The organism is Mammaliicoccus sp. JADD-157 (genome assembly GCF_049310805.1).
In the GTDB taxonomy this organism is placed as follows: Bacteria; Bacillota; Bacilli; order Staphylococcales; family Staphylococcaceae; genus Mammaliicoccus; species Mammaliicoccus lentus.
On the sequence record NZ_JBMOVZ010000006.1, the window covers coordinates 108,922 to 134,687 of the forward strand.

29 protein-coding genes are annotated in these 25,766 nt (G+C 31.1%); 21 read left to right on the forward strand and 8 right to left on the reverse strand.

Going from position 1 to position 25,766, the window contains the following annotated elements; all coding sequences use genetic code 11:
- Positions 1–94 precede the first annotated feature (94 nt).
- Together ACO6VN_RS14460 and ACO6VN_RS14465 are read left to right on the forward strand one after the other, a co-directional pair.
- On the forward strand, positions 95–1,405 hold the full coding sequence (locus tag ACO6VN_RS14460; protein ID WP_064211568.1) for a Mur ligase family protein: 1,311 nt from the start codon (positions 95–97) through the stop codon (positions 1,403–1,405).
- Complete coding sequence (locus ACO6VN_RS14465; protein ID WP_422404823.1) at positions 1,405–2,127, forward strand: type 1 glutamine amidotransferase; 723 nt, start codon at positions 1,405–1,407, stop codon at positions 2,125–2,127. The genes ACO6VN_RS14460 and ACO6VN_RS14465 overlap by 1 nt, the downstream gene beginning before the upstream one ends.
- A 55-nt stretch (positions 2,128–2,182) precedes the next feature.
- Here the strand turns inward: ACO6VN_RS14465 and ACO6VN_RS14470 are convergent, their stop codons facing one another.
- Complete coding sequence (locus ACO6VN_RS14470; protein WP_016999037.1) at positions 2,183–3,184, reverse strand: FUSC family protein; 1,002 nt, start codon at positions 3,182–3,184, stop codon at positions 2,183–2,185.
- Positions 3,185–3,279: 95 nt separating this feature from the next.
- Between ACO6VN_RS14470 and map the strand changes: the two genes are divergently transcribed.
- From map to ACO6VN_RS14495, 5 genes are all read left to right on the forward strand, one after another.
- The gene (gene map, locus ACO6VN_RS14475; protein WP_016999036.1) at positions 3,280–4,035 is read left to right on the forward strand and encodes a type I methionyl aminopeptidase; all 756 of its coding nucleotides are present in this window, start codon (positions 3,280–3,282) and stop codon (positions 4,033–4,035) included.
- 160 nt (positions 4,036–4,195) lie between these two features.
- Positions 4,196–4,585, forward strand: a complete 390-nt coding sequence (locus tag ACO6VN_RS14480) for a hypothetical protein (RefSeq protein WP_016999035.1) — start codon at positions 4,196–4,198, stop codon at positions 4,583–4,585.
- 15 nt (positions 4,586–4,600) lie between these two features.
- On the forward strand, positions 4,601–5,311 hold the full coding sequence (gene liaF, locus ACO6VN_RS14485; protein WP_422404824.1) for a cell wall-active antibiotics response protein LiaF: 711 nt from the start codon (positions 4,601–4,603) through the stop codon (positions 5,309–5,311).
- Positions 5,308–6,351, forward strand: coding sequence for a sensor histidine kinase (locus tag ACO6VN_RS14490; protein ID WP_016999033.1), 1,044 nt, complete (start codon positions 5,308–5,310; stop codon positions 6,349–6,351). Before liaF ends, ACO6VN_RS14490 begins: the two co-directional genes overlap by 4 nt.
- Positions 6,341–6,970 (forward strand): response regulator transcription factor, encoded by a 630-nt coding sequence (locus ACO6VN_RS14495; protein ID WP_016999032.1) that lies wholly within the window; start codon positions 6,341–6,343, stop codon positions 6,968–6,970. Before ACO6VN_RS14490 ends, ACO6VN_RS14495 begins: the two co-directional genes overlap by 11 nt.
- Positions 6,971–7,106: 136 nt before the next feature.
- Here ACO6VN_RS14495 and ACO6VN_RS14500 read toward each other — a convergent pair whose 3' ends face one another.
- The 4 genes from ACO6VN_RS14500 to ACO6VN_RS14515 all read right to left on the reverse strand — a co-directional run bounded on the left by ACO6VN_RS14500 (position 7,107) and on the right by ACO6VN_RS14515 (position 9,624).
- Positions 7,107–7,676 carry a beta-class carbonic anhydrase gene (locus ACO6VN_RS14500; protein ID WP_016999031.1) on the reverse strand — a complete coding sequence of 190 codons (570 nt, stop codon included), beginning with the start codon at positions 7,674–7,676 and terminating at the stop codon, positions 7,107–7,109.
- Positions 7,660–8,727: a YihY/virulence factor BrkB family protein gene (locus ACO6VN_RS14505; protein WP_064204900.1), complete on the reverse strand. Its 1,068-nt coding sequence runs from the start codon at positions 8,725–8,727 to the stop codon at positions 7,660–7,662. Before ACO6VN_RS14505 ends, ACO6VN_RS14500 begins: the two co-directional genes overlap by 17 nt.
- 70 nt (positions 8,728–8,797) lie before the next feature.
- The gene (locus ACO6VN_RS14510) at positions 8,798–9,097 is read right to left on the reverse strand and encodes a hypothetical protein (RefSeq protein ID WP_016999028.1); all 300 of its coding nucleotides are present in this window, start codon (positions 9,095–9,097) and stop codon (positions 8,798–8,800) included.
- A gap of 161 nt (positions 9,098–9,258) precedes the next feature.
- On the reverse strand, positions 9,259–9,624 hold the full coding sequence (locus tag ACO6VN_RS14515) for a PH domain-containing protein (protein ID WP_064204901.1): 366 nt from the start codon (positions 9,622–9,624) through the stop codon (positions 9,259–9,261).
- Positions 9,625–9,757: 133 nt separating this feature from the next.
- Here ACO6VN_RS14515 and ACO6VN_RS14520 point away from each other — a divergent pair, with 133 nt between their 5' ends.
- The 4 genes from ACO6VN_RS14520 (at position 9,758) to ACO6VN_RS14535 (ending at position 12,106) form a co-directional block, all read left to right on the forward strand.
- Positions 9,758–9,961 carry a DUF1128 family protein gene (locus tag ACO6VN_RS14520; RefSeq protein ID WP_016999026.1) on the forward strand — a complete coding sequence of 68 codons (204 nt, stop codon included), beginning with the start codon at positions 9,758–9,760 and terminating at the stop codon, positions 9,959–9,961.
- Between the two features lie 18 nt (positions 9,962–9,979).
- On the forward strand, positions 9,980–11,209 hold the full coding sequence (locus ACO6VN_RS14525) for an aminopeptidase (RefSeq protein ID WP_070044718.1): 1,230 nt from the start codon (positions 9,980–9,982) through the stop codon (positions 11,207–11,209).
- A gap of 80 nt (positions 11,210–11,289) precedes the next feature.
- Positions 11,290–11,469, forward strand: coding sequence for a hypothetical protein (locus tag ACO6VN_RS14530; protein WP_016999024.1), 180 nt, complete (start codon positions 11,290–11,292; stop codon positions 11,467–11,469).
- A gap of 124 nt (positions 11,470–11,593) precedes the next feature.
- Positions 11,594–12,106: an acyl-CoA thioesterase gene (locus ACO6VN_RS14535; protein ID WP_064204904.1), complete on the forward strand. Its 513-nt coding sequence runs from the start codon at positions 11,594–11,596 to the stop codon at positions 12,104–12,106.
- 227 nt (positions 12,107–12,333) lie between these two features.
- Here the strand turns inward: ACO6VN_RS14535 and yfkAB are convergent, their stop codons facing one another.
- Entirely contained in the window at positions 12,334–13,473 is a 1,140-nt protein-coding gene (yfkAB, locus tag ACO6VN_RS14540; protein WP_422404825.1) for a radical SAM/CxCxxxxC motif protein YfkAB, read from the reverse strand.
- A 273-nt stretch (positions 13,474–13,746) separates the two neighbouring features.
- Between yfkAB and ACO6VN_RS14545 the strand changes: the two genes are divergently transcribed.
- On the forward strand, positions 13,747–13,908 hold the full coding sequence (locus ACO6VN_RS14545) for an SE1561 family protein (protein ID WP_017001206.1): 162 nt from the start codon (positions 13,747–13,749) through the stop codon (positions 13,906–13,908).
- Positions 13,909–14,011: 103 nt separating this feature from the next.
- On the forward strand, positions 14,012–14,527 hold the full coding sequence (locus tag ACO6VN_RS14550; RefSeq protein WP_064204906.1) for a type 1 glutamine amidotransferase domain-containing protein: 516 nt from the start codon (positions 14,012–14,014) through the stop codon (positions 14,525–14,527).
- A gap of 297 nt (positions 14,528–14,824) precedes the next feature.
- Here ACO6VN_RS14550 and ACO6VN_RS14555 read toward each other — a convergent pair whose 3' ends face one another.
- Positions 14,825–16,558, reverse strand: a complete 1,734-nt coding sequence (locus tag ACO6VN_RS14555; RefSeq protein ID WP_064211573.1) for a pyruvate oxidase — start codon at positions 16,556–16,558, stop codon at positions 14,825–14,827.
- 169 nt (positions 16,559–16,727) lie between these two features.
- On the opposite strand from ACO6VN_RS14555, the gene ACO6VN_RS14560 reads away from it, so the two are divergent.
- The 5 genes from ACO6VN_RS14560 to ACO6VN_RS14580 all read left to right on the forward strand — a co-directional run bounded on the left by ACO6VN_RS14560 (position 16,728) and on the right by ACO6VN_RS14580 (position 21,083).
- Positions 16,728–17,546 (forward strand): glycosyltransferase, encoded by an 819-nt coding sequence (locus tag ACO6VN_RS14560; protein WP_064204908.1) that lies wholly within the window; start codon positions 16,728–16,730, stop codon positions 17,544–17,546.
- An 83-nt stretch (positions 17,547–17,629) separates the two neighbouring features.
- Positions 17,630–18,433 (forward strand): recombination regulator RecX, encoded by an 804-nt coding sequence (recX, locus tag ACO6VN_RS14565; RefSeq protein ID WP_017000485.1) that lies wholly within the window; start codon positions 17,630–17,632, stop codon positions 18,431–18,433.
- Positions 18,426–18,743, forward strand: a complete 318-nt coding sequence (locus tag ACO6VN_RS14570) for a YfhH family protein (protein WP_017000486.1) — start codon at positions 18,426–18,428, stop codon at positions 18,741–18,743. The genes recX and ACO6VN_RS14570 overlap by 8 nt, the downstream gene beginning before the upstream one ends.
- A 12-nt stretch (positions 18,744–18,755) precedes the next feature.
- On the forward strand, positions 18,756–20,303 hold the full coding sequence (locus ACO6VN_RS14575; protein WP_017000487.1) for an ABC transporter ATP-binding protein: 1,548 nt from the start codon (positions 18,756–18,758) through the stop codon (positions 20,301–20,303).
- A 9-nt stretch (positions 20,304–20,312) separates the two neighbouring features.
- Entirely contained in the window at positions 20,313–21,083 is a 771-nt protein-coding gene (locus ACO6VN_RS14580; RefSeq protein WP_017000488.1) for an ABC transporter permease, read from the forward strand.
- A 97-nt stretch (positions 21,084–21,180) separates the two neighbouring features.
- Here the strand turns inward: ACO6VN_RS14580 and ACO6VN_RS14585 are convergent, their stop codons facing one another.
- Positions 21,181–22,155, reverse strand: coding sequence for a metal-dependent hydrolase (locus ACO6VN_RS14585; RefSeq protein WP_064204910.1), 975 nt, complete (start codon positions 22,153–22,155; stop codon positions 21,181–21,183).
- A gap of 92 nt (positions 22,156–22,247) precedes the next feature.
- Here ACO6VN_RS14585 and mutY point away from each other — a divergent pair, with 92 nt between their 5' ends.
- The 3 genes from mutY to ACO6VN_RS14600 all read left to right on the forward strand — a co-directional run bounded on the left by mutY (position 22,248) and on the right by ACO6VN_RS14600 (position 25,721).
- Positions 22,248–23,285 (forward strand): A/G-specific adenine glycosylase, encoded by a 1,038-nt coding sequence (mutY, locus tag ACO6VN_RS14590; protein ID WP_422404826.1) that lies wholly within the window; start codon positions 22,248–22,250, stop codon positions 23,283–23,285.
- A 75-nt stretch (positions 23,286–23,360) separates the two neighbouring features.
- On the forward strand, positions 23,361–23,915 hold the full coding sequence (locus tag ACO6VN_RS14595; protein WP_017000491.1) for a nucleoside tri-diphosphate phosphatase: 555 nt from the start codon (positions 23,361–23,363) through the stop codon (positions 23,913–23,915).
- A gap of 66 nt (positions 23,916–23,981) precedes the next feature.
- The gene (locus tag ACO6VN_RS14600; protein ID WP_422404827.1) at positions 23,982–25,721 is read left to right on the forward strand and encodes an ABC transporter ATP-binding protein; all 1,740 of its coding nucleotides are present in this window, start codon (positions 23,982–23,984) and stop codon (positions 25,719–25,721) included.
- The last annotated feature ends 45 nt before the right edge of the window (positions 25,722–25,766 follow it).

Here is a 25,766-nt window from a genome sequence, read left to right on the forward strand (position 1 = left end):
TTGTAAGGGTATACCAATGTTTTAACTTAGTGAAAGTCTTTTTTAAAAGCTTTTGAACGTGTTATAATAATATGACAGAATAAGGAGGTAACGTATGAAGAAGTATGTTGCGAAAAATATGGCTAAACTTGCTAGGTTTGCAAGTAGAAAAATGGGAAAACAAGGTACCGACCTTCCGGGACAAGTCGCTCGTAAGATAGATCCACTTATATTAAGAAAGTTAGCAAATGATGTTGATGAAATTGTAATGATAAGTGGAACAAATGGTAAGACGACTACTTCCAATTTAATTGGCCATACTTTAAAGAAAAATAATATAAATATAATACATAATAATGAAGGTGCCAATATGGCAGCGGGTATTACTTCAAGCTTTGTTATTCAGTCTAATAAAGATACTAAAATTGCTATTATCGAAATTGATGAAGGTTCAATACCAAGAGTATTGAAAGAAATGACACCAACGATGATGGTCGTAACAAACTTCTTTAGAGACCAGATGGATAGATTTGGCGAGATTGATACAATGGTCGATAATATAGCTAATACAATTAAAGGTAGGGGTATTAAACTATTATTAAATGCTGATGATCCATTCGTAAGTAGATTAAAAATTGCTAGTGATGAAGTTATATACTACGGCATGAAAGCGGGCATTCATGAATTTGAACAAAGTACCATGGTTGAAAGTAAATATTGCCCGAATTGTGGTCGATTATTAAATTACAAACATGTTCACTACAATCAAATTGGTCATTATGATTGTGTTTGTGGATTTAAACGTGAAAAACCTAAATATGAAGTTTCCTCCTTTAAACAAGAGCCATTTATCGATGCTGGTATAAATGATACTATTTTTGATATGAAAATAGCTGGAGACTACAACGTGTTTAATGTTGTTGCTGCATATACAGTTTTAAGGGAATTAGGGTTGAACGATAAGAGTATTAATGCCGGGTTTGAATCTTATACGTCTGATAATGGCCGTATGCAATATTACAAAAATCGTCATAAAGAAGTATTAATTAACTTAGCTAAAAATCCAGCTGGTTTAAATGCTAGTCTATCAGTAGGTGAACAAATAGATTCGGAGAAAGTATACATTATCAGTTTAAATGATAATGGAGCTGATGGTAGAGATATTTCTTGGATTTACGATGCGGACTTTGAAAAGTTATCACGCCAAAATATAAAAGCAGTTATATGTACGGGACAAAGAGCTGAAGAACTAGCACTTAGATTAAAATATGCAGAAGTAGATGCAGACATTATCATTGAAAAGTCTATTGAAAAAGCGACTGGAATGTCAATGGAGTATCCTCAATTTACTGTTGCTATACCTAACTATACTTCACTATCTCCGATGCATCGTGTACTAAATAGAGCGTTTAAGGAGGAAGTATAATGTCAGCGATAAAAATATTTCATTTTATGCCAGATAAATTAAATCTTTACGGAGATATCGGTAATATTATTGCTTTAAAGCAACGTGCTAAATGGCGCAATATTAAAGTAGAAGTCTTAGATATTATAGATACAGAAGGTTTGAGTTTGGATGATTGTGATATTTTCTTTATTGGAGGAGGCAGTGACAGAGAACAAAGTCTTGCTACTGAACAACTTAAGAAAATTAAAACACAACTAAAAGACGCAATCGAAGACGGCTTGCCAACATTAACGATTTGTGGTGGTTATCAATTTTTAGGTTCTGAATATGTAACGCCAGACGGTACGAGACTTGAAGGCTTAAATATTTTAGACATATATACTGAATCTAAAAAACAAAGGCTTACTGGAGATATTGTTATGGAGTCTGAAACATTTGGTCAAATTGTTGGTTTTGAGAACCATGGTGGTCGTACATATCATGAATATCCATCACTTGGTAAAGTTATAAATGGGTACGGAAATAATGATACAGATAAAAAAGAAGGTATACATTATAAAAACTTAATAGGTACGTATTTACATGGACCAATATTACCAAAAAATCATGAAATTACTGATTATTTATTGAAAAAAGCTTGTGAAAGAAAAGGGATTGAATTCAGTCCAGAAGAATTAGATAATTCAGTTGAAGAAGCAGCAAAACGAGCTATTATAAATAGGTTGTTAAAAGAAAAATAATATAAAAACAAAAGTCTGGGACATTATCAATGTCCCAGACTTTTGTTTTATTACTTTAACCCTTTTTCGTTATATTAGAAAAACGATCGTTTATAATTCGGTTTATCATTAAGATTTCGTATATGATATGGCTTTTTATTTGGTTTTCATCAAATTCATCGAGGCCTTTAACGCTGTTTTTAAGAATAGATGCGGCTTTTTTCTGCTTTTTAAATTCTTTATGATTTAATAAATCTTTATAAGAAATGATTAAATTAGAAATTGCTCTTCTTTCATTTTCAGTAAACGTTATGAATGTTTCTTCAGGTAAATAAATGAGATTTAATAAATGAGAATTCAATAATCTATTTGTGTGATACGCCATTTCGACTTTTCTAATATATGCTTTAGATTCTTTTTTCGTACGGTGATAATCATATTCTTCTTTTTGATATTTAATCAATTGTTCTATTTTTGTTGCTGACTGTTGCAATGAAGTCATTTGTTTCATTGATATATTGGATTCATATTCTCCAATGAGTAATTCTTTTAATCTGTTTATGTAAATTTCTAAAATACGACGTTCCATATTTTTATTTATGTTTTCAATTTGTGTAATATATTTTGGTGGTAATATGATGAAGTTTACTAAACCTGCTGTTGTTAACCCGATTGTCGTTGTTGCTAAACGAGATATAAAGTTATATACAAAAGCATCATGGATAACAGGCACCATTGCAACCGCTGTAATAGCAGCTACTAGCATACCATCTATAAGTTTAAGTTGGTAACATACAAATATAGTTACTGTAGCAGCCAAAGAATAACTTAATGGCGACTCACCGAAGAAATATGTACTGATTACTGCTATAAATGCGCCTAATATAGAAGCTGGGAAGCGGACAAAAGCTTTTTTTAAAGATGCTTTTGCTGTAGGTTCTATTGTGACAATTGATGTTATAACCGCAAAAATGGGATTTAAATTCAAAACCATACATATTAGTGCAGTTAAAAATGTAGCTAAACCTGTTTTGATAATTCTTGCACCTATAAATCTGATTAACCAATTTTCTTTCATATACAAAACTCCGAAATCATTTTTTTATAGTATACCATGTATTTTCTGATATAATAAAGACGACAAAAAAATTTAAAAGAAAGAACGGGATTTAAATGATTATTCAAAACAATGAAGAACTTGAAGGCCTTAAAGAAATAGGCAGAATCTGTGCAATAATTCGTGATGAATTGAAAGAAGCAACGAAACCCGGAATTACAACTAAAGAGTTGGATAACATAGCGAAGGAAAGATTTGAGGAATTAGAAGCAGAATCTGCTCCTATCGCAGAATATGATTTTCCTGGTTATACATGTATAAGTGTAAATGAAGAAGTTGCGCATGGTATTCCTGGTAACCGTGTAATCAATGAAGGTGATTTAGTTAATATAGATGTTTCAGCAAGAAAGAATGGATACTATGCTGACACAGGTATTTCTTTCGTTGTAGGAGAAGCAGATGATCCTAAAAAACAACTTGTAGTAGATGTTGCAGCAATGGCTTTTGAAGAAGCAATGAAAAAGATTAAACCAGGCACTAAATTATCTCAAATTGGTAGAGCTGTAAATTCTACAGCAAGAAAGAATGGCTTGAAAGTAATTAAAAACTTAACTGGCCATGGTGTTGGTCGTTCACTACATGACTCACCACAACATGTTATGAACTATTTTGATCCTTTAGAAAAGCAATTGCTAAAAGAAGGAATGGTTTTAGCAGTTGAACCGTTTATTTCATCAAACGCTACAATTGTTGGCGATGGTAAAAATGAATGGGCATTTGAGACGAAAGATAAAAGTTTTGTCGCTCAAATAGAACATACTATAGTTGTTACTAAAGATGGACCATTATTATTAACGAAATTAGAAGACTAAAAACAGAGGCTGAGACATTGATCAATGTCTCAGCCTAATTCATTCTATATACTTTCTTTTCTAAGACTAAGGACCTATAGAAAGTTGGTTCCTAGGTCCATTTCGAGATTTTTAATAACATTTTATAATAGAGGTTAATCTGAAAGAAATAGGTGATTCTATGTTTAATGTTGTTTCAAATCAATTAAAGCAACTTATTCTTGTTTCTTATTATGAAAGTTTAGATACATGTGCAAAGCAATTAGATGTTAAAATAAAAGCAATGGAAGAATATATTTTATATTTAGAACAAAAGCGTCAAAACTTATTTGAACTAATTGAAAAGTATACTTTAGAATTAGACAATAAGTATATGGACAAAATAGAAGACTTTAAAATTACGTATGCCAAAAAATTAGAAGACCATGATTTAGTATGGTTACAAAAACAAATCAATATGTTAGAAAGTGATTCAGCAAAGATTGAAGAAACGATAAAACGTACTTTAGATCAAATTGCACATGCTGTAGCTGAGCGGTCAATGCTCACACAAATGAATTCGCTTCTCTAAAATAGGAGTGGTAGATTGAAGAATAAATTTATATCGACAGAATTATTAATTGTATTAACAATTTTAATTTTATTATCGAATATTTACTATATCTTCTTTGAAAAAATAGGATTACTGCTTGTTGTAATAACGGGCATGATTTTTATTTATGTAGGCTATTTATACTTCCATAAATTAAGAGGTCTAATTTTATTTTGGATAGGGGCTATCTTGTTAATTTATGCGTTACTTTCAAACCCGTATATGCTTATGATTTTATTTTTATTTTTAATATTTTTAGTGATTCGCTATATCATATACAGGAAAAAACCTTTGAAAGTCGAGCATGTCGAAACGACAGCTAACGAAAACATAAATGAGTCTTTCATTAAACAACGTTGGTTCTTACCTCAAAAAACACCTTACTACATATATAAATGGGATGATATCCAAATTCAACAAGCTGTAGGAGATGTAGAATTAGATTTATCTTTAGCTGCCAATTTATCCGAAAACAATGTAATAGTTGTAAGGCAACTTATAGGTAAAACTCAAGTTATCGTACCATATAATTACCAAGTTAATGTACATGTTACAGCTCTTTTTGGTAGATTATATTTAAATGACGAAGTTTACAGAGTTAAAAATGAAACTGTACACTACAACGTTAATAGTCACAAAAATACATTTAAAGTGAATATATTTTACTCAACATTTATGGGAGATGTTGAGGTGATTTTCCGATGAATAACTATTCACGTATCATTGGTTCAATGTTAATACTTGTTTATTCAATTGTAGTTGTATTGTTTTTCTTAGATCGAATATTTATTAACATTATTTATTTTCAAGGTTTGTTTTATACACAAATAATGGGTATACCTGCCTTTTTATTCGTTAATATTGTTGTTATACTTCTTTGTATTATCATAGGTTCAGCAGTAGCTTATAAGATTAATCAGCAACACCATTGGATTAAAGAACAATTAGAACGTTCTTTTCAAGGTGAAGTGTTGGGCGTTAATAATCATGAAATAGATTTACACAAAGAAACGTTAGAAATTTATCAAACTTTAATCCCATTACATGAAGAACTTTATACATTAAGGTTGAAATCTCAACAAATTATTAATGAGTCTTACCAAATGCAAGATTCTGTTGTAAAGAAAATTATAGAAGACGAAAGACAAAGATTAGCTAGAGAACTACATGATTCTGTCAGCCAACAATTATTTGCTGCGAGCATGATGTTATCTGCTATTAAATCTACTGAATTAACCGATCCTTTAGCAAAACAAGTTAATTTATTAGAAAAGATGATTCAAGATTCACAACTTGAAATGAGAGCATTGTTACTCCATTTAAGACCATTAGGTTTAAAAAACAAATCATTAGGTGAAGGTATTAAAGATTTAGTCGTCGATTTAAAACAAAAAATACCTATGAAAGTTGTTTATGATATAGAGGATATAGAAATTGCTAAAGGTACTGAAGACCACTTGTTTAGAATAACGCAAGAAGCAATTTCAAATACATTACGTCACTCTAAAGGTACGAAGTTATCAATAGAATTAATCGAAACAAGCGATTACGTTATTTTAAGATTACAAGATGATGGCGTAGGCTTTGACACATCTAAAAGAGATCCTCAAAGCTATGGTTTAAATACTATGAATGAACGTGCACTTGAAATTGGCGCAACACTTAATATTATTTCTATGCCTAATTCAGGAACGAGAATAGAAGTGAAGGTACCGAATAATAAGGAGGAAGAGTATGACAATTAGAGTATTATTCGTTGATGATCACGAAATGGTAAGAATAGGTATATCAAGTTATTTATCAACACAAGAAGATATCTCAGTAGTGGGTGAAGCTGCTTCTGGTAGAGAAGGAATCGAGAAAGCAGAAGAACTGAAACCAGATATAATATTAATGGATTTAGTGATGGATGATATGAACGGTATCGAAGCAACTCAATATATTAAGCAACACCAGCCAAGCGTTAAAATTGTGATGTTAACAAGTTTTATAGATGACAATGAAGTATATCAAGCTTTAGATGCAGGAGTTGATAGTTATATTTTAAAGACAACTTCAGCAGATGATATCGCTAATGCTATTCGTAAAACTTATAATAAAGAATCAGTATTTGAAGCGGAAGTATTAGTTAAAATGCGTAACCGTATGAATCAAAAAGCTGAATTATTTGAGATGCTCACAGATCGCGAAATGGAAATACTATTATTAATTGCAAAAGGCTATTCTAATCAAGAAATTGCAAGTGCTTCACATATTACGATTAAAACTGTAAAAACACATGTAAGTAATATTTTGAGTAAATTAGAAGTACAAGATAGAACACAAGCTGTTATATACGCTTTTCAACACAATTTGATAAATTAAAAATAAGTACACACATACAAAATCATATATAAATAAATGCTGCTACTAGGTTGACTAAAATTCAACGAAGTAGCAGCATTATTTTGACTATGTGATTGATATTTAAATCTCTAATAGTATTTTACAAGTTAAAGTGCTATTTAATAGCGTCATAACCGTTTTGTATAAGTTCCAATGACCCGTCATGTGGATCAATGACTAATCCATGTATCGGAATTGATTGGTCGAATAATGGATGATTATAAATTTTTTGTATGTTCGATTCAATGTTCTGTATTACATCGTCAAATCCTCTTAAAAATCGTTGAATGTCAATGCCAGAGTGTTGAATCGTATTTAATGTATCTTGAGTAACACCACGACTTTTCATAGTTTCAATTACTGAACCTACATCAAGGTTACCCATTCCGCAATCTTTATGACCCATTATAATAATTTCTTCTGCGCCAAGAGCGTATATTGCCACTAATAAACTTCGCATTGTTGATCCATATGGATGCGATATAGTAGCACCTGCATTTTTAACGACTTTAACATCACCGTTTTTAAAGCCTAATGCTTTTGTTGATAGTTCGGTAAGCCGTGTATCCATACAAGTTAATATAACTGCTTTTGCGTTAGGTGTTTTTGTAGTAATAAAGTTCTCATATTCTTTGTTTGCCACAAAGGTCTGATTGAATTTTAAAATATCATTCAATAGAGGCATTCGTCATCTCACCATTTTCTGCTATATTATCAAAAGTTTGCTGTTCTGGTGGCCCATGTTTAAGCATTTTCTTTTGATGTAAAACAGCATTTATTTCTGCTCCAATGATAATGATTAATCCTGTTAAGAATAACCATAACATTAACACGATAATACCTCCGATGCTACCATATGTTTTTGAGTAGTTAGCAAAGTTATTAACATATAGTCCAAATAGGGCACTTGAGCCTAACCATACAATTGTAGTAAAGGCAGCACCAGGAATTACTGAAAGTAATTTAATTTTAATATTTGGAGCTAAAGCGTAAAGCGTCATAAATACTATAAATGTCACGATTAGTGGTAACACAAATTTAATTAAACTAAAGATCCAACGTAATTCAGATTCTAAACCAAGTGGACCAAATAATAGATTACCAAGTTGTTGTCCAAATATTGGTAATGCAATTGCTAAACCAAATACAACAACCATAATGATTGTGAAGAACACACTCATTATTTTTAATACGATTGCGTTACGGCCGTCTTCGACATCATATGCAACATTAAATGCGTTCATTAAAGCTGTCATTCCGTTTGATGCGGACCAAAGCGCCGCAATTAAACCGAATGAGAATAGGCCGCCACTAGCGTTCTGCATGACGTCATCAATTATACCGGTAATCAGTTTAGCTGTATCGCCAGGAGCATTTTCCGAAATCATGTTCGTAATTGTATCTGGACTAATTTGGAACAACGGAATCAATGTTAATATAAAGATAAGTGTAGGGAATAATGCTAATAAGAAGTAGTAAGATAGCTGTGCAGCTAAACCTGTAGCATTATCTTTACTAATTCTATATAATAACGTAGTTAAAATATTACCATTTTTAGTGTATTTTGCCGGCTTATTTATTTTTGATACAAAAAATATTTGATTATCTTTTTTTGGTGTTTTAGATTCAAACACTTGAGGTTGAATATAGTTTTCTTTTTTTATAGACTTTTTTTGTTCATCTTTAAAGTGTTTAGCTTGTTCTAAAAACTTTGAGCTAGATTTATCTTTTGCCATAAAAATTCTCCTAATTATATTTAATGTTAAAAAAGACTAGGTCGCTTAAAGAAGCCTAGTCTTTTAAAATTTATGAATGATTTGGACCTGAGATTTGTCTGTTATTTTTCTTCTCAATGAATGTGTCTTTCGCATCCATAATAGATTGTTCTAACTCTGGGTTTTTACGACGAATTTCTTCTATTACATCTTTCCAATATAAAACTTCGTCTTTAATTTGATCGAATTTAGAAGGCTCTCTAGAAGTGTTACCTTCTTTAATATTTTGTACTTGATTTGATAATGATTGACGTGTGTTTTTATCTGCTAATGCAATTGCTGCACCGATAGCGCCACCAATCAAAATTGCAGGAACTAATTTGTTTTGCATAATGTTTTCCCCTTTCAATATATTAATCTAAATAAATATCTTCGACCTACATATCATATCATATAAATGCATAAAATTTGTTTACATAGGCATCATTTATTATTTAAAATTTAACTAATTACATTCATTCCCATTAATGTGATATTGTAAACACAAATAATCTACAATAAAGCGTTTGATAGTAACTTTTCGAATGGCATAATATCAAGATTTTTTCCGATTTTAATTTTAAATTGGCCAGCTTTAGTCCACAAGGTTATTTCTCCGTTTAAGTCTAAAAATTTACCTGCGTTTTCTGTAGACCACATTAAAACTATACTGTATGGTATGGAATAAGTTTCAATTTTTTTGCCACTTATACCTTGTAAATCACGAATTATAATTCGTTTATTAGTAAAGACTGCCGTATCTCTAAATGTTTTGAAAGCACTATAAGCTTCTTCACCATTAGCGAGATATTGATTAATTTCATTTGGAATGTCTATTTTTTCAAATAGTGTCCATGAAAGTATCTCTTGAACTGCCATCTTATATCACTCCTATTAAATTACTTGATTTTATTGTATATAATCTTAATATATATTGTAAAGTTAATGTATAGTTTCACTATTTTAATTATATGTACTTTTTGCTAAACTTATTCTGAAAGGATGATAACAAATGACAGAAACAATTGAACAAATGGTAGATGATTTAAAAGAAAAATTACGTCTAGTAAACACGAGTGTGTTAAATAAAGACGCAATTCCAGAAGAAAAGAAAGAGGAATTAAAAGATATTCATACTATGGTTATGTCTAGAAAAAACATTTCAGCAAGTGAGATGAGTGCAATTACTCAAGCATTAGGTGAATTAAGAAAATAGCAGAGGGTGGTTATCAATATGGGATATGAGAAAGACTTACAAAAGTATGCAGAATTATTAGTCAAAGTCGGTTTGAATGTACAAAAAGGGGAACCTGTCTATATTCAAGCATCTATTGAATCAAGTTCATTCGTTCACTTGTTAGTTGAAGAAGCTTATAAAGTTGGCGCAGAAGACGTACAAGTTAAATATAAAGATGATCGATTACAACAATTGAAATATAAATATGAACCAGAAGAATTCTTTAGTGAAATTAAACAATATGTAGTCGATGAAAGATTAGATTACTTAGATAGAAAAGCAGCTTTCTTATCGCTTATATCTTCAAGTCCTGATAGCCTAAAAGATGCTGATCCGAAGAAAATTAATAAAGCTATGGCAGCAAGTGGTAAAGCATTTAAAGATTATATGGTAGCTATTCAAAGTGATAAAGTAAGCTGGTGCGTTGCTGCTTATCCTTCTGTTGGATGGGCAAAAATGATGTACCCAGATTTAGATGATCAAGAAGCGTTTGATAAACTATTAGAAACAATATTAAAAACAGTACGTGTTGACCAAGAAGATCCGGTTAAAGCTTGGGAAGAGCATGATAAGACATTACATGAGAAGGCTGAATACTTAAATAATAAAAAGTATAAAGCGCTGCATTATAAATCTGAAGGCACAGATTTAACAATTGAATTACCGAAACTTCAATATTGGAGCGGTGCTAGTTCAGTAAACTCTAAAGGTAATTCATTTGTTGCTAATATGCCAACTGAAGAAGTATTTACTGCACCGCATAAAAATGGTGTAAATGGAACTGTTAAAAACACTTTACCATTGAGCCATTCCGGTAATATCATCGATGATTTCACGATTACTTTTAAAGACGGAGAAGTTGTTGATTATAAAGCTGGTGTAGGTGAAGAAATATTAAAAGGTATTTTAGAAACAGATGAAGGTGCTAAAAGATTAGGTGAAGTAGCACTTGTGCCAGTAGATTCACCGATATCTAACATGAATGCTTTATTCTATAATACATTATTTGATGAAAATGCCTCATGCCACATTGCTCTTGGTTCAGCTTATGCATTCTGTATTGAAGATGGTAAGAATATGACAGAAGAAGAACTAGCTGAAAATGGCTTAAATGACTCTATGACACATGTTGACTTTATGATAGGTAGTAAAGATTTATCAATCGATGGTATTTTAGAAAATGGTGAGAGAGAACCAGTCTTTAGAGATGGTAACTGGGCATTTTAAAACATAGCCAATTGCTAAAACATCATGTATAATAAAGATAAATAAAATTGTAAAGTTTGTTATTCTAAGGAGGGGTTATCATGAGTACACCTATGGAATGGGCAGTAATGATTGCTTTTGTTTTCTCTATCTTTACATTCGGTGGAGCAATCATGTTATATTTATCGAAAACATTCGATGGCAAAGAATCAGTACGTATTGATACAGCAGAAGAAGCACTAGAAAAGAAAGTTTTCGATGACGAAGAACATTATCATTAATCAATTTTAATGAGGCTGAGACATTATTTATGTCTCAGCCTAAAATATTATATGGGTAGTAGAGAACTGTATTAAATATATCAAGATTTTTAAATTACATAGTTTTTAATAGGGGGATGTAATAATGAAAGAAAGTAAAGGCATGACAGAATCAAGAAGCGTTAAATCTATACAGATTTTTCCTGAAGATACAAATCATCATAATACTATGTTCGGTGGTAAATTAATAGCAGAAATCGACGAGATAGCTGCTATTGCAGCGATGAGACATAGTGGAAATTCAGTAGTTACAGCATCTATTGATTCTGTAGATTTTATTCAACCGATTAGAACTGGAGAAGTACTTTCTTTAGTTTCATTCGTTACATATGCTGGCACTTCTTCTATGGAAATTTGCGTGAAAGTTGTCAGTGAAGATAATATTAACCAAAATAAACACTTAGCTGCATATAGCTTTTTAACATTTGTTGCACTAGACGAAAATGGTAAAAAAGTTAAAGTACCAGCTATTTATCCAGAAACAGAAGATGAAAAGTGGTTTTACGAAACAGCTAAAGATCGTGTGAATTTAAGACACGAAAGAAGAGACGAAAGCAAGAGAACGTTAGAATTTATGTCGACAAAACTATATATTTAATAAAGTTAGGCTTGGTCATAAATGTCCTGAAAATCCAAAAACAGTAGAAATTCAATTTTAATATTGAATTTCTACTGTTTTTCTTATATTTATTGCAAATCATGTAAAAATCTTTCTTTTAACTATGTTGTAATGAAAAATCAGAGATGAGGATTTTATGTAAGAAGTATATGGAATGCAAAATGCGGTTGGATAAATCTAAAACAAGCTAGGATGAGGAAATCTTTTTATAAGTGATTCATTCTATGCTCATTTTCTTTAAAGTCTACATCTTTATAATACATATCTTTTACAAGTAAGTTAGGACCTAAACATTTAACTTTTGGACAATGACAATTTAAAGATTTTGCTAGTGATGAATTCATCCATGTTTGGTAAACATCTTCTAATTTGTCTTGTTTAATATTTGCGATTGATCCAGTTTCATCACCGAAATCTGTAACGATAACATCTCCGGAAAATACACTAACATTCAATCTACTTCGACCATCAGGGTCATTTCGTAAAGTGACATTTTCAGTTTGATTTAAACGATTTAATAAGTGCTGATCCGATTCATTTAAGAAGCATGGGTAAAATGGTAATGTGCCAAATAACATCCAAGTATCTTTATCTCTAAAGTCTAAAATATCATGTATAGTTTCCTTCATTTCATCTAATGTCATGATGTTTAACTGACTAGCAAAATCTGATGGGTACATCGGGTGTATTTCATGTCGGCTACATTTCATATCATGTACAATCTCATTATGAATCTTTTTCAAATAAGGTTTAGTGTTACGGTTTAACATTGTTTCAGCTGATACAAACATGCCTTGTTCTGACAAAGTAGCTGAGTTTTGAATCATTTGTTCGTAAAGTTTATAGCGTGCCTTTAAAGGTGGTTTCTTGTCCATTACGTGGAAGCCGACTTCGCTGAATTCATCAATCGTACCCCAGTTGTGAGAAATATGCATCACATCTATGTATTCAGCAATTTCTAAATAACGATCTAAAGGCAGTGTTAAGTTAGAATTCATCTGAGTATAAATACCTCTATCATATGCATATTTCAAAAGAGGTACCACTGTTTCTCTAATAGACTTTTTACTAAACATTGGCTCTCCGCCAGTAATAGAGATTGTTTTTAGATGAGGAACTTCGTCTAATCTTTTTAAAGTTAAATCCATCGGTAAAGTATCAGGGTCTCTCAATTGTAAAGTGTAGCCAACTGCACAATGCGCACATCTCATATTACATAAAGTCGTAGTTGTAAATTCAATATTACTTAGTTGAAGTGAGCCATGTTCATCTATGTCATTATAAGCTTCCCAAGGGTCGTTATTAATTGTTATTTTTTTCTTCTTTAAACCACTATGTATTGCCATTTATAAAATCCTTTCATCTTGAATGATACCTGTTTAATATCATTCATTTTATAGCACTATTGTTAACTTTGAATAAAATAAACTTTTGTTTACTCTCTCGATTTTTTATTTTCCATCTCTTCAAGCTTTTTGTCAAATGCTTATTTCGCTCTGTGATGGGCCTTTAGCTTTGGTTATTTATGTGGGAATGAATGCCAATACTGGATTATCATTGTTTTTATACTTGTAATCATTCATAATAATATTATTAAAAACATTAAAAGGAGTATCAATATGACCCAAAAGACGTCTTTGACTGATATTAAACAAAGATTATATGATTTTTTAGATGAAATTGAAGCAATGAATCCAGAAGATATGGAAGTTTCTGATGTGGATGAATGGATTGCATTATTAGATGAATTAGAGAAAAAAGTTCAAGCTATGCAAGACTAATACGGTGTCTTCCTATCATAAAATAAACTTGAAAATAAGTTTATAATTTCAGATATGTGGTATACAGAGAGTAGACACATTATGAAAGGAAGAGATTGATATTATGAGTAAGAAAGTAGCAGCAGTTGTAACTGACTTATTTGAAGACGTTGAATTAACAAGCCCACAAAAAGCATTAACAGACGCAGGACACGAAGTTGTTGTTGTAGGTGAAGAAAAAGGTAAAGAAATCACTGGTAAAAAAGGCGAAAAAGTTAAAGTAGACGTTGGTATAGATGAAGCAAATGCAGCAGACTATGATGCAGTCTTGATTCCTGGTGGCTTTTCTCCTGATTTATTACGTGGAGATGAAAAAGGACGTTTTGGAGAATTCGTAAAACATTTCGTACAAGAAGAGAAACCTTCATTCGCAATTTGTCATGGACCTCAATTATTAATTGATACTGATTTATTAAATGGTAGAACTTTAACAAGTTTCTTATCAGTTCGTAAAGATTTACAAAATGCAGGTGCAAAAGTCGTTGACGAATCTGTAGTCGTTGACAATGGCATCGTCACAAGTCGTACACCAGATGACTTAGAAGACTTTAACCGTGAATCACTTGCATTGCTTCAATAAATGCTTTAATTGCCACTCACCATTACGGTGGGTGGTTTTTTTATGTGGTAAATCTTAAAAGGAAATGATGGCTAACGTGCAAGAAAGTATAAACAAGCCCGCCCAGTCAACTACTGCCAATATAACAAAAGGTATATGACATTGGGTCAAAGACTCATACCCCAAAGCATGCACAAATAAAATCGAAGATTATATAAAAATAGCATCTCATTTCTAACTGAATAAATCAGTGAAATGAGATGCTATTTATTTTGAGTTAGGATTTATGTCCTAAGCTCTTCTAATTAGACTATTAATTTAGAAGAATCTTCTAATTAATGTTTTTAATGGTGGCATTTTTTCTAATCTGTTTTCTTCTAATGCTGTTCTAATTTCGAATTTCGCATAGCCTCGTGCTTCATCCCAAACGATTTTTCCTGGTAGTGGGGCAGCATCTGGATCTACTCTTACATTAACGATTACTGGTTTATCTGCTCGTTTTGCTTTTTCTAATGTTGGTGCAATATCTTCTACATCTGAAACGTTATAGCCGATACCACCACAACTATCAGCAAATCTAGCGAAGTCTATATCTCCTAATTCGATAGCGTATTCTAATTCACCAGCTGCCTGTTGTTCATATTTAATGAAGGAAAGCTCTTGGTTATTTAATACGACAACAATGATTGGTAATTTATATAGTACGGCTGTTACAAAGTCTTGCATAACCATAGATAAACCACCGTCACCGGTAATTGCGATTGCTTGTTTATCAGGATTTGCTATTTTGCTAGCGATTGCTCCTGGTAAAGCACAGCCCATTGTACCTAACCATGATGAAGTAATAAATTGATTATTATGGTCTAGCTGTAAATAACGTGTACTCCAAACTGTGGAAGTACCAACATCTACTGAATAAACAGTGTCTTTGGTAGCTATTTTTTCAATTTCTGCCATTAATCTTTCAGGTCTAATTGGCATGCTATCGTCTGTTCTATCTTCTTCAAGCCATTTATTCCATGTTCTCATGTTTTCTTGACATGCTTTAAGGAATTTACGGTCATTTACTTTTTTAGATTCTTTAGTTAATGAATCTAGTACATTTTTAGTATCGCCAACTAAACCAACATCTACATTAAAACGATTGCCAATAACTGATGGTTTAATGTCGATTTGAATACATGGTATATCTTTATCAGGTAAATAATCTACATAAGGATAATTAGTACCGACTAAAATTAATAAGTCTGCGTCTTTAGTAGCTTCGAAAGCTGGTTTTGTACCAATTTTACCTAAATTACCCATGAAATTAGGGTGTTTATCAGGGATGATACCTTTTGCTGGTAATGTGATTACACCCGGCGCATCAATGTGATCGATGAAATCGAGTAGTTCATCTTTTGCATCTTTAGCTCCAACACCCGTTAATACAACAGGTTTTTCACTATTATTAATTAATTCAGCTGCTTTTCGAACTTCACTTTCTTCAGCATATTTAACTGAATTTTGAAATTCATAAGTTTCTCTTGGAACTTTATCTTCTATTTTTCCACTTAATATATCACTTGGAATTGTAAGTACAGCAACACCTTTTTTAGCGTATGCTGTTTTAATTGCTTCGTTAACTGTTTCGTGGATGTTTTCCGCTGATTCAATTTGTTTATTATAAACGGCAACATCTTCGAATAATGCTGGTAAATCAACCTCTTGGAAAAATTTTGTTCCCAATTTGTCTGAGTCTGTTTGACCAGCTAATACAAGCATAGGCACGTTGTCCATTTTGGCATCATACATACCATTTAATAGATGGATTGCTCCTGGTCCGCCTATACTTAGAGCTACTGCTATTTTTCCAGTTAGCTTAGCATAACTACTAGCGGAAAGTGCAGCGACTTCTTCATGTCTCACATGATAAAATTTAATCGCTTCTTCTTCTGTTTTAAGAGCATCAACAACTTTATCTATTGAATCACCAGGTATTCCATACACATGGTCAATCTGCCAATTTTTTAAAACTTGTACAAGTGCTGCATTTGCTTTTATTTTTGCCATTCATTATTCCTCCTTGTTTGCATATACTAATATATACCCAAATACGCTAAAAGTAATACGTAAAAGTAAGTCTCCGGACTGATTTTCTTGTTTTTAAGTAAAAACCAGTGTTTAAAATACTTATTACAAGATATAATAATAAAAGAAATACGAATGAGGGAGCGCAAAGATGGGGCTATTTAAAAATAAGAAAAATGATATTTCTCAAACAAATTCTGAAGAAGAAGTTCAATATAGAAGATATCAACACTACTATCAAGAACCTATACAACCTAGAAAAAGAAAAAAAGTGTCCAAATTATTTGGATTTTTAGCTATATTAATCATACTTGTTATCGCGTTCTATATCGCAGTTATGTATATGTGGTCAAGAACATCGGACGTAGATGAATTAACAAAAATAGAAGATAAACCATCTTATGTTCAAGTTGAAGATATGCCTGATTATACGAAAAATGCATTCGTTGCCGTAGAAGATAAACGGTACTATGATCATGAGGGTATAGACTTAAGAGGTGTATCAAGAGCTTTAGTAGTATCATTAAAAAATGGTGAATTGACACAAGGTGGTAGTACGATAACACAACAAGTCGTTAAAAATTATTTTTATACGAACGAAACTCAAATGACGCGTAAAGTAAAAGAAATGTTTGTAGCTAAGCGAGTAGAAGATACTTATGATAAAAATGATATACTAAGTTTTTATGTTAATAATATATATTTCGGAGGAAACAATTATACTATAGAAGAAGCGGCTAATTATTATTTTGGCGCTACAGTAGATAAAAATAATCCTTATTTACCACAAGTTACAGTATTACAAAGTGCAATTTTAGCAAGCGTTGTTAATGCGCCATCAAATTTCGATATTAATAACATTAGTGATAGTTATGTAACAAGGATTAAATCAACATTAGAGAAAATGAAACAACAAAAATATATTACAGATAGTCAATATACACAAGCTATAAATGAATTAAACCAATAATAAAGCACACTGGGTTAAGTGATTAAACTTTTAAACTCAGTGTGTTTTATTGTATTCTATATATAAATGTGGAGGGATTCAATTTGCTGAAAATCACTAAATTAGAAGTACAAAAGAAAAACAAAGAACGGCTAAATTTATTTATTAACAACGAATTTGAGATGGGTATTGATCAAGCTACTTATATATATTTTAATTTAAGAAAAGATATGGAAGTTACGAAAGAACAACTTCAAAAAATTAAAGACTATGATCAATATAGACAAGCTTTAAATCAAGCAATTATATATCTATCCCATAAAAAAAGAACGGAACTAGAAGTAGAACAATATTTAACGGACAAAGAGTACAGTTACGATTTAGTTAAAGATGTAATTGATTACTGTAAAAACAATCGCTATATTAATCACGAAGATTATATTGAAAGTTTGAAAAATACAATTTTAAAAACAACTGATAAAGGTCCAGATCATTTTGAAAGAGTAGCTAAAGAAAAAGGATTATCAAATGATTTAATATTAAAATATAAATCAAAATTTGAAGAAGAAATGTCTGATGATAGAATTATAAATATTGCAAATAAAATTATGAGTAAAAAGAAACAGCCACCAAATAGGTTAAAACAATCTATCGTACAAACGCTACAACAAAGAGGATATGCTTTTTCGCTTATTAACGAGCATTTAACAGATTTAAATATAGAACCAACTTCTGACGATGTTGAAAATATTTTGATGAAAGATTTAGAAAAGGTATATAATAAATATCAAAAGAAATATAATGGATATGAACTAAAAACTCATGTCGTTCAAGCATTAGCGAGAAAAGGCTATACATTTGATATGATTAATGACAAATTAAGAGAAAGTGGTATTGTAGATGAGTGAAGATAAAAAATTTGTAGAAATGACAGAATACGAATTAAACACAGTAATAGCGGATTATAGAGAAAAAATGAGAAAAGCTGAAGCGATGGGTATTCTAAATGAATACGAAGTTTATAAAAGAAAAGCTTTAATTGCAGAAGCTTATCTTGTTGATACATCTAAGATAGAAACAGGAAAGGTTTATGGACTAATAGGTGAGACGCGCAGTTACTTTAAAGTTGAAAGAATTAATGGTGTGTTTGCGTGGGGCTTCAGATTAAAAGGTTCAAAAATTGAAGAAGGCATTCCAGTTAGTCTTCTACAACTATAATGGTGGTGCAGTATGACACAGCAAATATTAGTAAGAGTTGTTAATGCAACAAAATATTATTACAAAACTAAAAAACAGAATAAAATTATATCTTTGTTCAAATTAAATCGTTTAGATAGAGAAATTATTTTGAAGAATGTGACGGTACATCTATATCGTGGTGAAGTACTTGGCATAATAGGCGATGATGAATCAGGTAAAGAATTAATCAGCAGATTAATGACAAAGGAAATATCGCCCAACATAGGTAAAGTAACCAATAACGAACAAACATTTCTTGCTGATGTTTCGCATAAAGAAAATGATTTTCAAACTTTAAATGAATTGATTATAAGAACGCTAAGTTTATCAAAGGTTAGTGCTAAAAACATATCTAAGTTACAAGATGAGATTTTAGATTTTGCAGAGCTAAAAGATAAAGGTACTTCTACATGCCAAGAAATTACCCAAAGTGAGTATGCTCAATTACTTATTGGTATTAGTAATTATATGAAACCTACTGTAGCGATTTTTACAAATATCATTCAATATTTAAATGAATCATTTCAACAAAAATTTCATGATTTTTTAACAGAACAGAAAGAAAATGATAGAGCTGCAGTATTGATAGATGATCATGTTCATTCTATAGAGAAAATGAGCAACTATTTAATTTGGTTAACATACGGTCAAGTTAGAAAAGAAGGTACAGTGAAAGAAGTTTTAAATCACTATAGAGATTATTATAAAAAGTATAATCAACTTTATGACAAAGAACAAAAGTCGTTATATGATTTGAAATGGAGAATATCACAGCAAGAGTTACCAGTTGCACAAGGTGAAGGTTATAAAAGAATGCGCAAATATCAATACGGTAAAATACCTAAATCTATAGAAAAAATGTTATTTTACGGTACGACTTTTCTTATTGGCGCATCGTTAGCAGCATTATTCATGTTCTTGGATGTAGGAAATTTAAGTTCTAATAAAGAAGATACAACTAAACAAGTTATTGCTACGAACAGTAAGCCTGAATACATAGACAAATCAGCATATATATTATCGTTAAAAGAAGATACAGAAGTACAATCATCATCTAAAGATAAAAATTATAAACTTCCTCAATATAGTTTCCTAGATGTCACTGGTGAAAATGAATCTAAATATAGACTAGAAATAGACAGTCAAGCTTATACAACAAATAAAAATAATTTATACTTCTTTAATCCAGCAGGCTTATACGAAGAAAAAAATTGGTCTGAATTAGAAGATTATGTGGATGATAATTATTTAAATTATATTGATTTTTATAATAGTTTTATGCATAAAAGCCATAAACAAGTATCTGAGACTATCAGACCAGAAAATGAAAATAGATTTAATGAGCAAATGGAAGGTCAAAAAGTCCATATGATTTTTGACAGCGACAATAAATTAATTGGCTTTACATTTGATATTAAAAATAAAGAAAAACTCATCAAAAAATATAATATTTCTAGTGATAATTGGGTCGTTAAATCAAGAGACGGGTATATGGTAGCAGACTTGAAAGCAAACAAATGGATCTTTATTCGATTATAGGAGGTTAATATGAACGAATTATTTGAACAACACATCAAGCATTTTCCACATATGATCAAATATTGCTTCTTTGAAGTTCGTTATCATTACAAGTACTATTTATCGGCGTTTGGTATAATGTTATTATTGCTTATTTTAACATTTGGACAACTGTTGATACGAGATACAATAGATATACAACGATCAACTTCATTCTTTAGACTTGTAGGATTTTTTGCTTATATATGGATATTTTTATCGTTATTTCACGCTGAGAAAACTGTAAGAAAGCAAGGGGCACTATACAATAGGTTATCTGTTCCTTATTATGTTGGGACATCTGCCCAAGTATTTTTAGCAATGTTAATGTTTCTTATAATTATTACAATTACAGGTATGGTATCTACAAACATGTCTGAAATAATAGATATTAATCATTTAGGATTTTTCTATTATTTAGTAATGGCATATATTTTACTTGTTCCATTAGCATCCATCATTGGTTTGCTAGGAAAATATTTCTATAAAACGAGATTTATTGTATTTGGTTTATTAATCATATTATTATTCATCGTGCCAGTTTTATATGTCCCGAATAATATGTATGCTGTTTGGGTAAATGTACTCAAGTTAAATCCATTATTTTATATTATTAATGGTTTCCAACAGACAATGATTTTAGGGAATGCTTCTGTAACCAATTTACCTTATCACATATTATTTTATTTTGAATTAGGTATTGTGTATTTAGCTTGGATAAATGTTAATAGAGCAGATAAAGTAAAATATTTTAAAGATTAAACTGAAGAAAAACCCCCTTTCAAAGTATGCAACTTAAACGCTGAAAACTTTGAAAGGGGATTTTTTATATGCTGAACTTTGTCGTGTTGTATATTAATTATATTTCTAATTTTTTCATTAATTTTTCTTCTGTAAAGACCCAACCGATATATGAACTTGTGACTTTCATATCGTCATCTAGTAGTAGTATCGCAACGAATGGATAATGGCCATTTTTTAAATATCTTAAATCGATGAACCTTAACTCTGTCGTATGTTGATCTACTCTAGTAACTTCCCATCTATATATTGAACTGAAGTTTAAAAATGCTCTTAGATTTTTGTCGAATTTAGCATGTTCCATAATATGGTCGTTAGGGAAAGCTTGTCTTTTGAAGACATCATTAAATGAAACGTTACGACCGTAGCTTCGTCCAACATAATCGTGCGTTTCAGTTTGTATCGCAATGCGCCATTCCATAAAACGAATGGTTGGAGCTACGAAAATTTTCACTGGATTATGCTCTTGTTGGATTTGTTTTAAAGCTTGTTTCTTGATAGCATCTTGTAATATGAATCGTATCGCATAATAAAATGCCAGTGCAAAGTACAGTGTGCCGAATGCAATACCCGCATTCAAGCCTAATGTCCAAAAAAGTATAGCAATCAAATGCGTAATGAATATGATAGGGTCGAAGGTATTTATAATACTTAATTGTATCCATTTGTTAGAAATTGGCCGGAGTGCTTGTGTACCATAAGAATTAAAAATATCTACAAAAACATGAAAGAATACAGCAAGCTGTGTCCATAACCAAATGTGTAATAAATTAACACCTGGAAATATAACAAATATTAAAAATGATAAAATAAGTGGCCATAATAATGTAAAAGGAATAGAATGCGTGATTCCTCTATGGTTTTTTACATAAATAGCATTATTTTTAAACTTTAATACTGTATCTATATCAGGAATTTGAGAGCCAACCATAACACCAGTTGCAACTGCTGCAAACGTTGGTGTTACGTTTGGATCTAATGTTGCAAGGCCAGTTAAGGCTACACCCATAACGACATGTGTTCCAGTATCCATAAATTTCACCTCTTTACTTTAAGGTATATGATATATATTATATAGCATAAGTATAGAAATCTTAAAGCAATTAACCAGAAAGTAGTGTCAAAATGTTAGAAATAAATGAATTTAAGCACGATTTACTTAAATGGTTTGATGAAAATCAAAGACAAATGCCTTGGAGAGAAACTAAAAATCCATATTACATTTGGTTAAGTGAAGTGATGTTGCAACAAACTCAAGTTAATACAGTAAGACCATATTATAATGCTTTTATAGAGCGTTTCCCTACAATTGAAGCATTAAGTACTACAAATGAAGAAGATGTCCTTAAATATTGGGAAGGTTTAGGATATTATTCACGGGTTAGAAATTTTCATGAAGCGGTCAAAGAAGTCCACAACAAATATAATGGGAAAGTACCTGATGATCCAGAAAGCTTTCAATCCCTTAAAGGGGTAGGTCCATACACTAATGCTGCTGTTATGAGTATTGTACATAATCATCCATTGCCGGCAGTGGATGGAAATGTATTGAGAGTTTGGAGTAGGTTAACTTGTAACGATGCTGATATTGCTCAACCTAAAACTAAAAAATTGTTTGAAAAAGAATTGCAACCATTCGTAGAAACAAAGTCTGGTGATTTTAACCAAGCGATGATGGAACTAGGCGCTACAATCTGTACACCTAAAAAGCCTATATGTATATTATGTCCAGTTCAAAAGCACTGTGAAGCATTTGCAGAAGGTGTTGTTTCAGAATTACCAGTTAAGAAAAAGAAAATTAAGAAAAAATCAATTGATTATGACGTACTTTATATTACGAACCGAGAAGGTCAAATCCTTATACGTAAAAGAGATACTAAATTATTAAATGGTATGTGGGAATTTCCAATGTTTGAACAAGACACAAGTATTGATGCTATTGAAGATGAACTTGATGCTGTCATTACGATAGAGAATGAACCTGTTATACAAACTAAACATGTATTTACGCATATGACTTGGAATATGAAAGTATATAAGGCATACATGCAAAAAGAAAATATTAAACCACCTTATAAGTGGATGAACAAAAACGAAAAAGATACTTTGTCATTTTCTACGTCAATGACTAAAATTTTCACGCAAATGAATCAATTACTTTAACTAAAACATTATTTTAGATTATTTATTGAAGTATGATATAATAGCTTGGTAAATATTTAAAAGGTGGTGTGGAACATGGTCAAAGAATCCATACCAAAAGAAGGCCAAGTAATTAAGGTTCAAAGTTATAAACATGATGGTAATATACATCGTGTATGGTCTGAAACAACAATTCTTAAAGGTACGAGTCATGTCATTATCGGTGGAAACAATCGTACACTCGTAACAGAAAGTGACGGACGAACTTGGGTTACAAGAGAACCTGCGATTGTTTATTTCCATGCTGAATATTGGTTTAATGTCATTTGTATGTTCCGCGATGACGGTGTTTATTATTATTGTAATCTTTCTTCACCATTTGTTTGTGATGAAGAAGCAATTAAATATATTGATTACGATTTAGATATAAAAGTGTACCCAAGTGGGAAATATCATCTCTTAGATGAAGATGAATATCGTCAGCATATGAAACAAATGAATTATCCAAAAGATATTGATACAATTCTACGAAGAAATGTTGATATTCTACAACAATGGATTGAAAGGAAAAAAGGACCATTTGCGCCTGACTTTATTAAAGTTTGGCAAGAAAGATTTCATTCTATTGATAGACATTATCCAGGAGAATGAAAAAATTATACAGCCTAGCGATCTGCTAGGCTGTTTCGTTTTGATATTATGAATGGGGGAACAAAAATGATCAAAAGGTATTTACAATTTGTAAAGCCATATACTTGGCATATTGTAGGTACGATTATCATTGGGATTTTAAAATTTGGGATTCCTTTATTATTACCATTATTAATAAAATTTGTTATTGATGATGTAATAAATAATGGTGCACTATCAATTGGACAAAAAACTGAAAAGTTAACTTATGCACTATTAATTATGGGATTTATATTTATAGTTTTAAGACCACCAATAGAGTACTTTAGACAATATCTAGCGCAATGGACATCTAACAAGATTTTATATGATATTCGTAAAAAATTATATACACATTTACAGGCTTTGAGTTCAAGATTTTATGCGAACAACAAAGCGGGTGAAGTAATTTCACGTGTTATTAATGACGTTGAACAGACAAAAGATTTTATATTGACGGGGCTTATGAATGTTTGGCTAGACTTAGTAACAATTGTTATAGCATTAAGTATTATGTTTGTTTTAGATATTAAATTAACTTTTGCAGCAATTGCAATTTTTCCACTATTCATCTTTAGTATTTATTACTTCTTCGGAAAGTTAAGAAGGCTAACTAGAAAAAGATCACAAAGTTTAGCTGAGCTTCAAGGTTTTCTACATGAACGAGTTTCTGGAATGTCTGTGATTAAAAGTTTTGCTATTGAAAAAAATGAAGAAAAAAGATTTGATGAACGTAACCGTAATTTTTTAACGAAAGCTACTGAACATACATTATGGAACGCTAAATCATTTGCTGTAATCAATACGGTTACAGATTTAGGGCCATTATTAGTAGTTGGTATCGGAGGCTTTTTAGTTATAAATGGACAATTAACAGTGGGTACTTTAGCAGCATTTGTTGCATATTTAGAACAACTTTATGGACCGTTACGTAGACTAGTTTCTTCTTCAACAACATTAACGCAAAGTATTGCTTCTATGGACAGAGTATTTCATTTGTTTGACGAAAAATACGACGTTAAAAATACAAAAGACGCCGAACCTATTAAAATTACGAATGGTGATATTGAATTTGAAAATGTTTCATTTAAATATAATGAATACGACGATGAAGTGTTACATCAAATTAATTTAAATATTAATAAAGGCGAAACAGTTGCATTTGTGGGCATGAGTGGCGGCGGTAAATCTACATTAATTAGTTTGATACCTAGATTTTATGATGTAACAGAAGGTAGAATTATGATAGATGACCATAACATTAAAGATTTCACAACAGAGAGCTTACGACATCAAGTAGGCATGGTTGAACAAGATAATATTTTGTTCTCGGATTCAATTAAAGAAAATATATTATTAGGTAAACCAGACGCGACTGAAGATGAAGTCATTGAAGCAAGTAAAAAAGCTAATGCTCACGACTTTATTATGTCATTGCCTAATGGATATGAAACAGAAGTAGGAGAACGTGGTGTTAAACTTTCAGGCGGACAAAAACAACGTGTATCTATTGCGAGAATATTCTTAAATAACCCACCTGTACTTATTCTAGATGAAGCGACAAGTGCGTTAGATTTAGAAAGTGAAAAAATTATTCAAGATGCACTTGAAATATTAAGCGCTGAAAGAACTACTTTAATTGTTGCACATAGACTTTCAACAATTACGCATGCAGATAAAATAGTCGTTATACAAAATGGAAATATTGAAGAAGTTGGTTCGCATAGAGAGTTAATGGAAGCTAGAGGCAGTTACTTCAATCTATACAATATACAATCCTTCGAGTAAAATTACATCCCCCTCTATCTAACTATGATATTATTAAGTTATCAT

Bases quoted from the DNA above. Each gene is read 5' to 3' on its own strand.
- ACO6VN_RS14460 (WP_064211568.1), top strand. From the start codon at position 95: ATGAAGAAGTATGTTGCGAAAAATATGGCTAAACTTGCTAGGTTTGCA.
- ACO6VN_RS14465 (WP_422404823.1), top strand. From the start codon at position 1,405: ATGTCAGCGATAAAAATATTTCATTTTATGCCAGATAAATTAAATCTT.
- ACO6VN_RS14470 (WP_016999037.1), bottom strand. From the start codon at position 3,184: ATGAAAGAAAATTGGTTAATCAGATTTATAGGTGCAAGAATTATCAAA.
- map (WP_016999036.1), top strand. From the start codon at position 3,280: ATGATTATTCAAAACAATGAAGAACTTGAAGGCCTTAAAGAAATAGGC.
- ACO6VN_RS14480 (WP_016999035.1), top strand. From the start codon at position 4,196: ATGTTTAATGTTGTTTCAAATCAATTAAAGCAACTTATTCTTGTTTCT.
- ACO6VN_RS14490 (WP_016999033.1), top strand. From the start codon at position 5,308: ATGAATAACTATTCACGTATCATTGGTTCAATGTTAATACTTGTTTAT.
- ACO6VN_RS14495 (WP_016999032.1), top strand. From the start codon at position 6,341: ATGACAATTAGAGTATTATTCGTTGATGATCACGAAATGGTAAGAATA.
- ACO6VN_RS14500 (WP_016999031.1), bottom strand. From the start codon at position 7,676: ATGCCTCTATTGAATGATATTTTAAAATTCAATCAGACCTTTGTGGCA.
- ACO6VN_RS14505 (WP_064204900.1), bottom strand. From the start codon at position 8,727: ATGGCAAAAGATAAATCTAGCTCAAAGTTTTTAGAACAAGCTAAACAC.
- ACO6VN_RS14510 (WP_016999028.1), bottom strand. From the start codon at position 9,097: ATGCAAAACAAATTAGTTCCTGCAATTTTGATTGGTGGCGCTATCGGT.
- ACO6VN_RS14515 (WP_064204901.1), bottom strand. From the start codon at position 9,624: ATGGCAGTTCAAGAGATACTTTCATGGACACTATTTGAAAAAATAGAC.
- ACO6VN_RS14520 (WP_016999026.1), top strand. From the start codon at position 9,758: ATGACAGAAACAATTGAACAAATGGTAGATGATTTAAAAGAAAAATTA.
- ACO6VN_RS14525 (WP_070044718.1), top strand. From the start codon at position 9,980: ATGGGATATGAGAAAGACTTACAAAAGTATGCAGAATTATTAGTCAAA.
- ACO6VN_RS14530 (WP_016999024.1), top strand. From the start codon at position 11,290: ATGAGTACACCTATGGAATGGGCAGTAATGATTGCTTTTGTTTTCTCT.
- ACO6VN_RS14535 (WP_064204904.1), top strand. From the start codon at position 11,594: ATGAAAGAAAGTAAAGGCATGACAGAATCAAGAAGCGTTAAATCTATA.
- yfkAB (WP_422404825.1), bottom strand. From the start codon at position 13,473: ATGGCAATACATAGTGGTTTAAAGAAGAAAAAAATAACAATTAATAAC.
- ACO6VN_RS14545 (WP_017001206.1), top strand. From the start codon at position 13,747: ATGACCCAAAAGACGTCTTTGACTGATATTAAACAAAGATTATATGAT.
- ACO6VN_RS14550 (WP_064204906.1), top strand. From the start codon at position 14,012: ATGAGTAAGAAAGTAGCAGCAGTTGTAACTGACTTATTTGAAGACGTT.
- ACO6VN_RS14555 (WP_064211573.1), bottom strand. From the start codon at position 16,558: ATGGCAAAAATAAAAGCAAATGCAGCACTTGTACAAGTTTTAAAAAAT.
- ACO6VN_RS14560 (WP_064204908.1), top strand. From the start codon at position 16,728: ATGGGGCTATTTAAAAATAAGAAAAATGATATTTCTCAAACAAATTCT.
- ACO6VN_RS14570 (WP_017000486.1), top strand. From the start codon at position 18,426: ATGAGTGAAGATAAAAAATTTGTAGAAATGACAGAATACGAATTAAAC.
- ACO6VN_RS14575 (WP_017000487.1), top strand. From the start codon at position 18,756: ATGACACAGCAAATATTAGTAAGAGTTGTTAATGCAACAAAATATTAT.
- ACO6VN_RS14580 (WP_017000488.1), top strand. From the start codon at position 20,313: ATGAACGAATTATTTGAACAACACATCAAGCATTTTCCACATATGATC.
- ACO6VN_RS14585 (WP_064204910.1), bottom strand. From the start codon at position 22,155: ATGGATACTGGAACACATGTCGTTATGGGTGTAGCCTTAACTGGCCTT.
- mutY (WP_422404826.1), top strand. From the start codon at position 22,248: ATGTTAGAAATAAATGAATTTAAGCACGATTTACTTAAATGGTTTGAT.
- ACO6VN_RS14595 (WP_017000491.1), top strand. From the start codon at position 23,361: ATGGTCAAAGAATCCATACCAAAAGAAGGCCAAGTAATTAAGGTTCAA.
- ACO6VN_RS14600 (WP_422404827.1), top strand. From the start codon at position 23,982: ATGATCAAAAGGTATTTACAATTTGTAAAGCCATATACTTGGCATATT.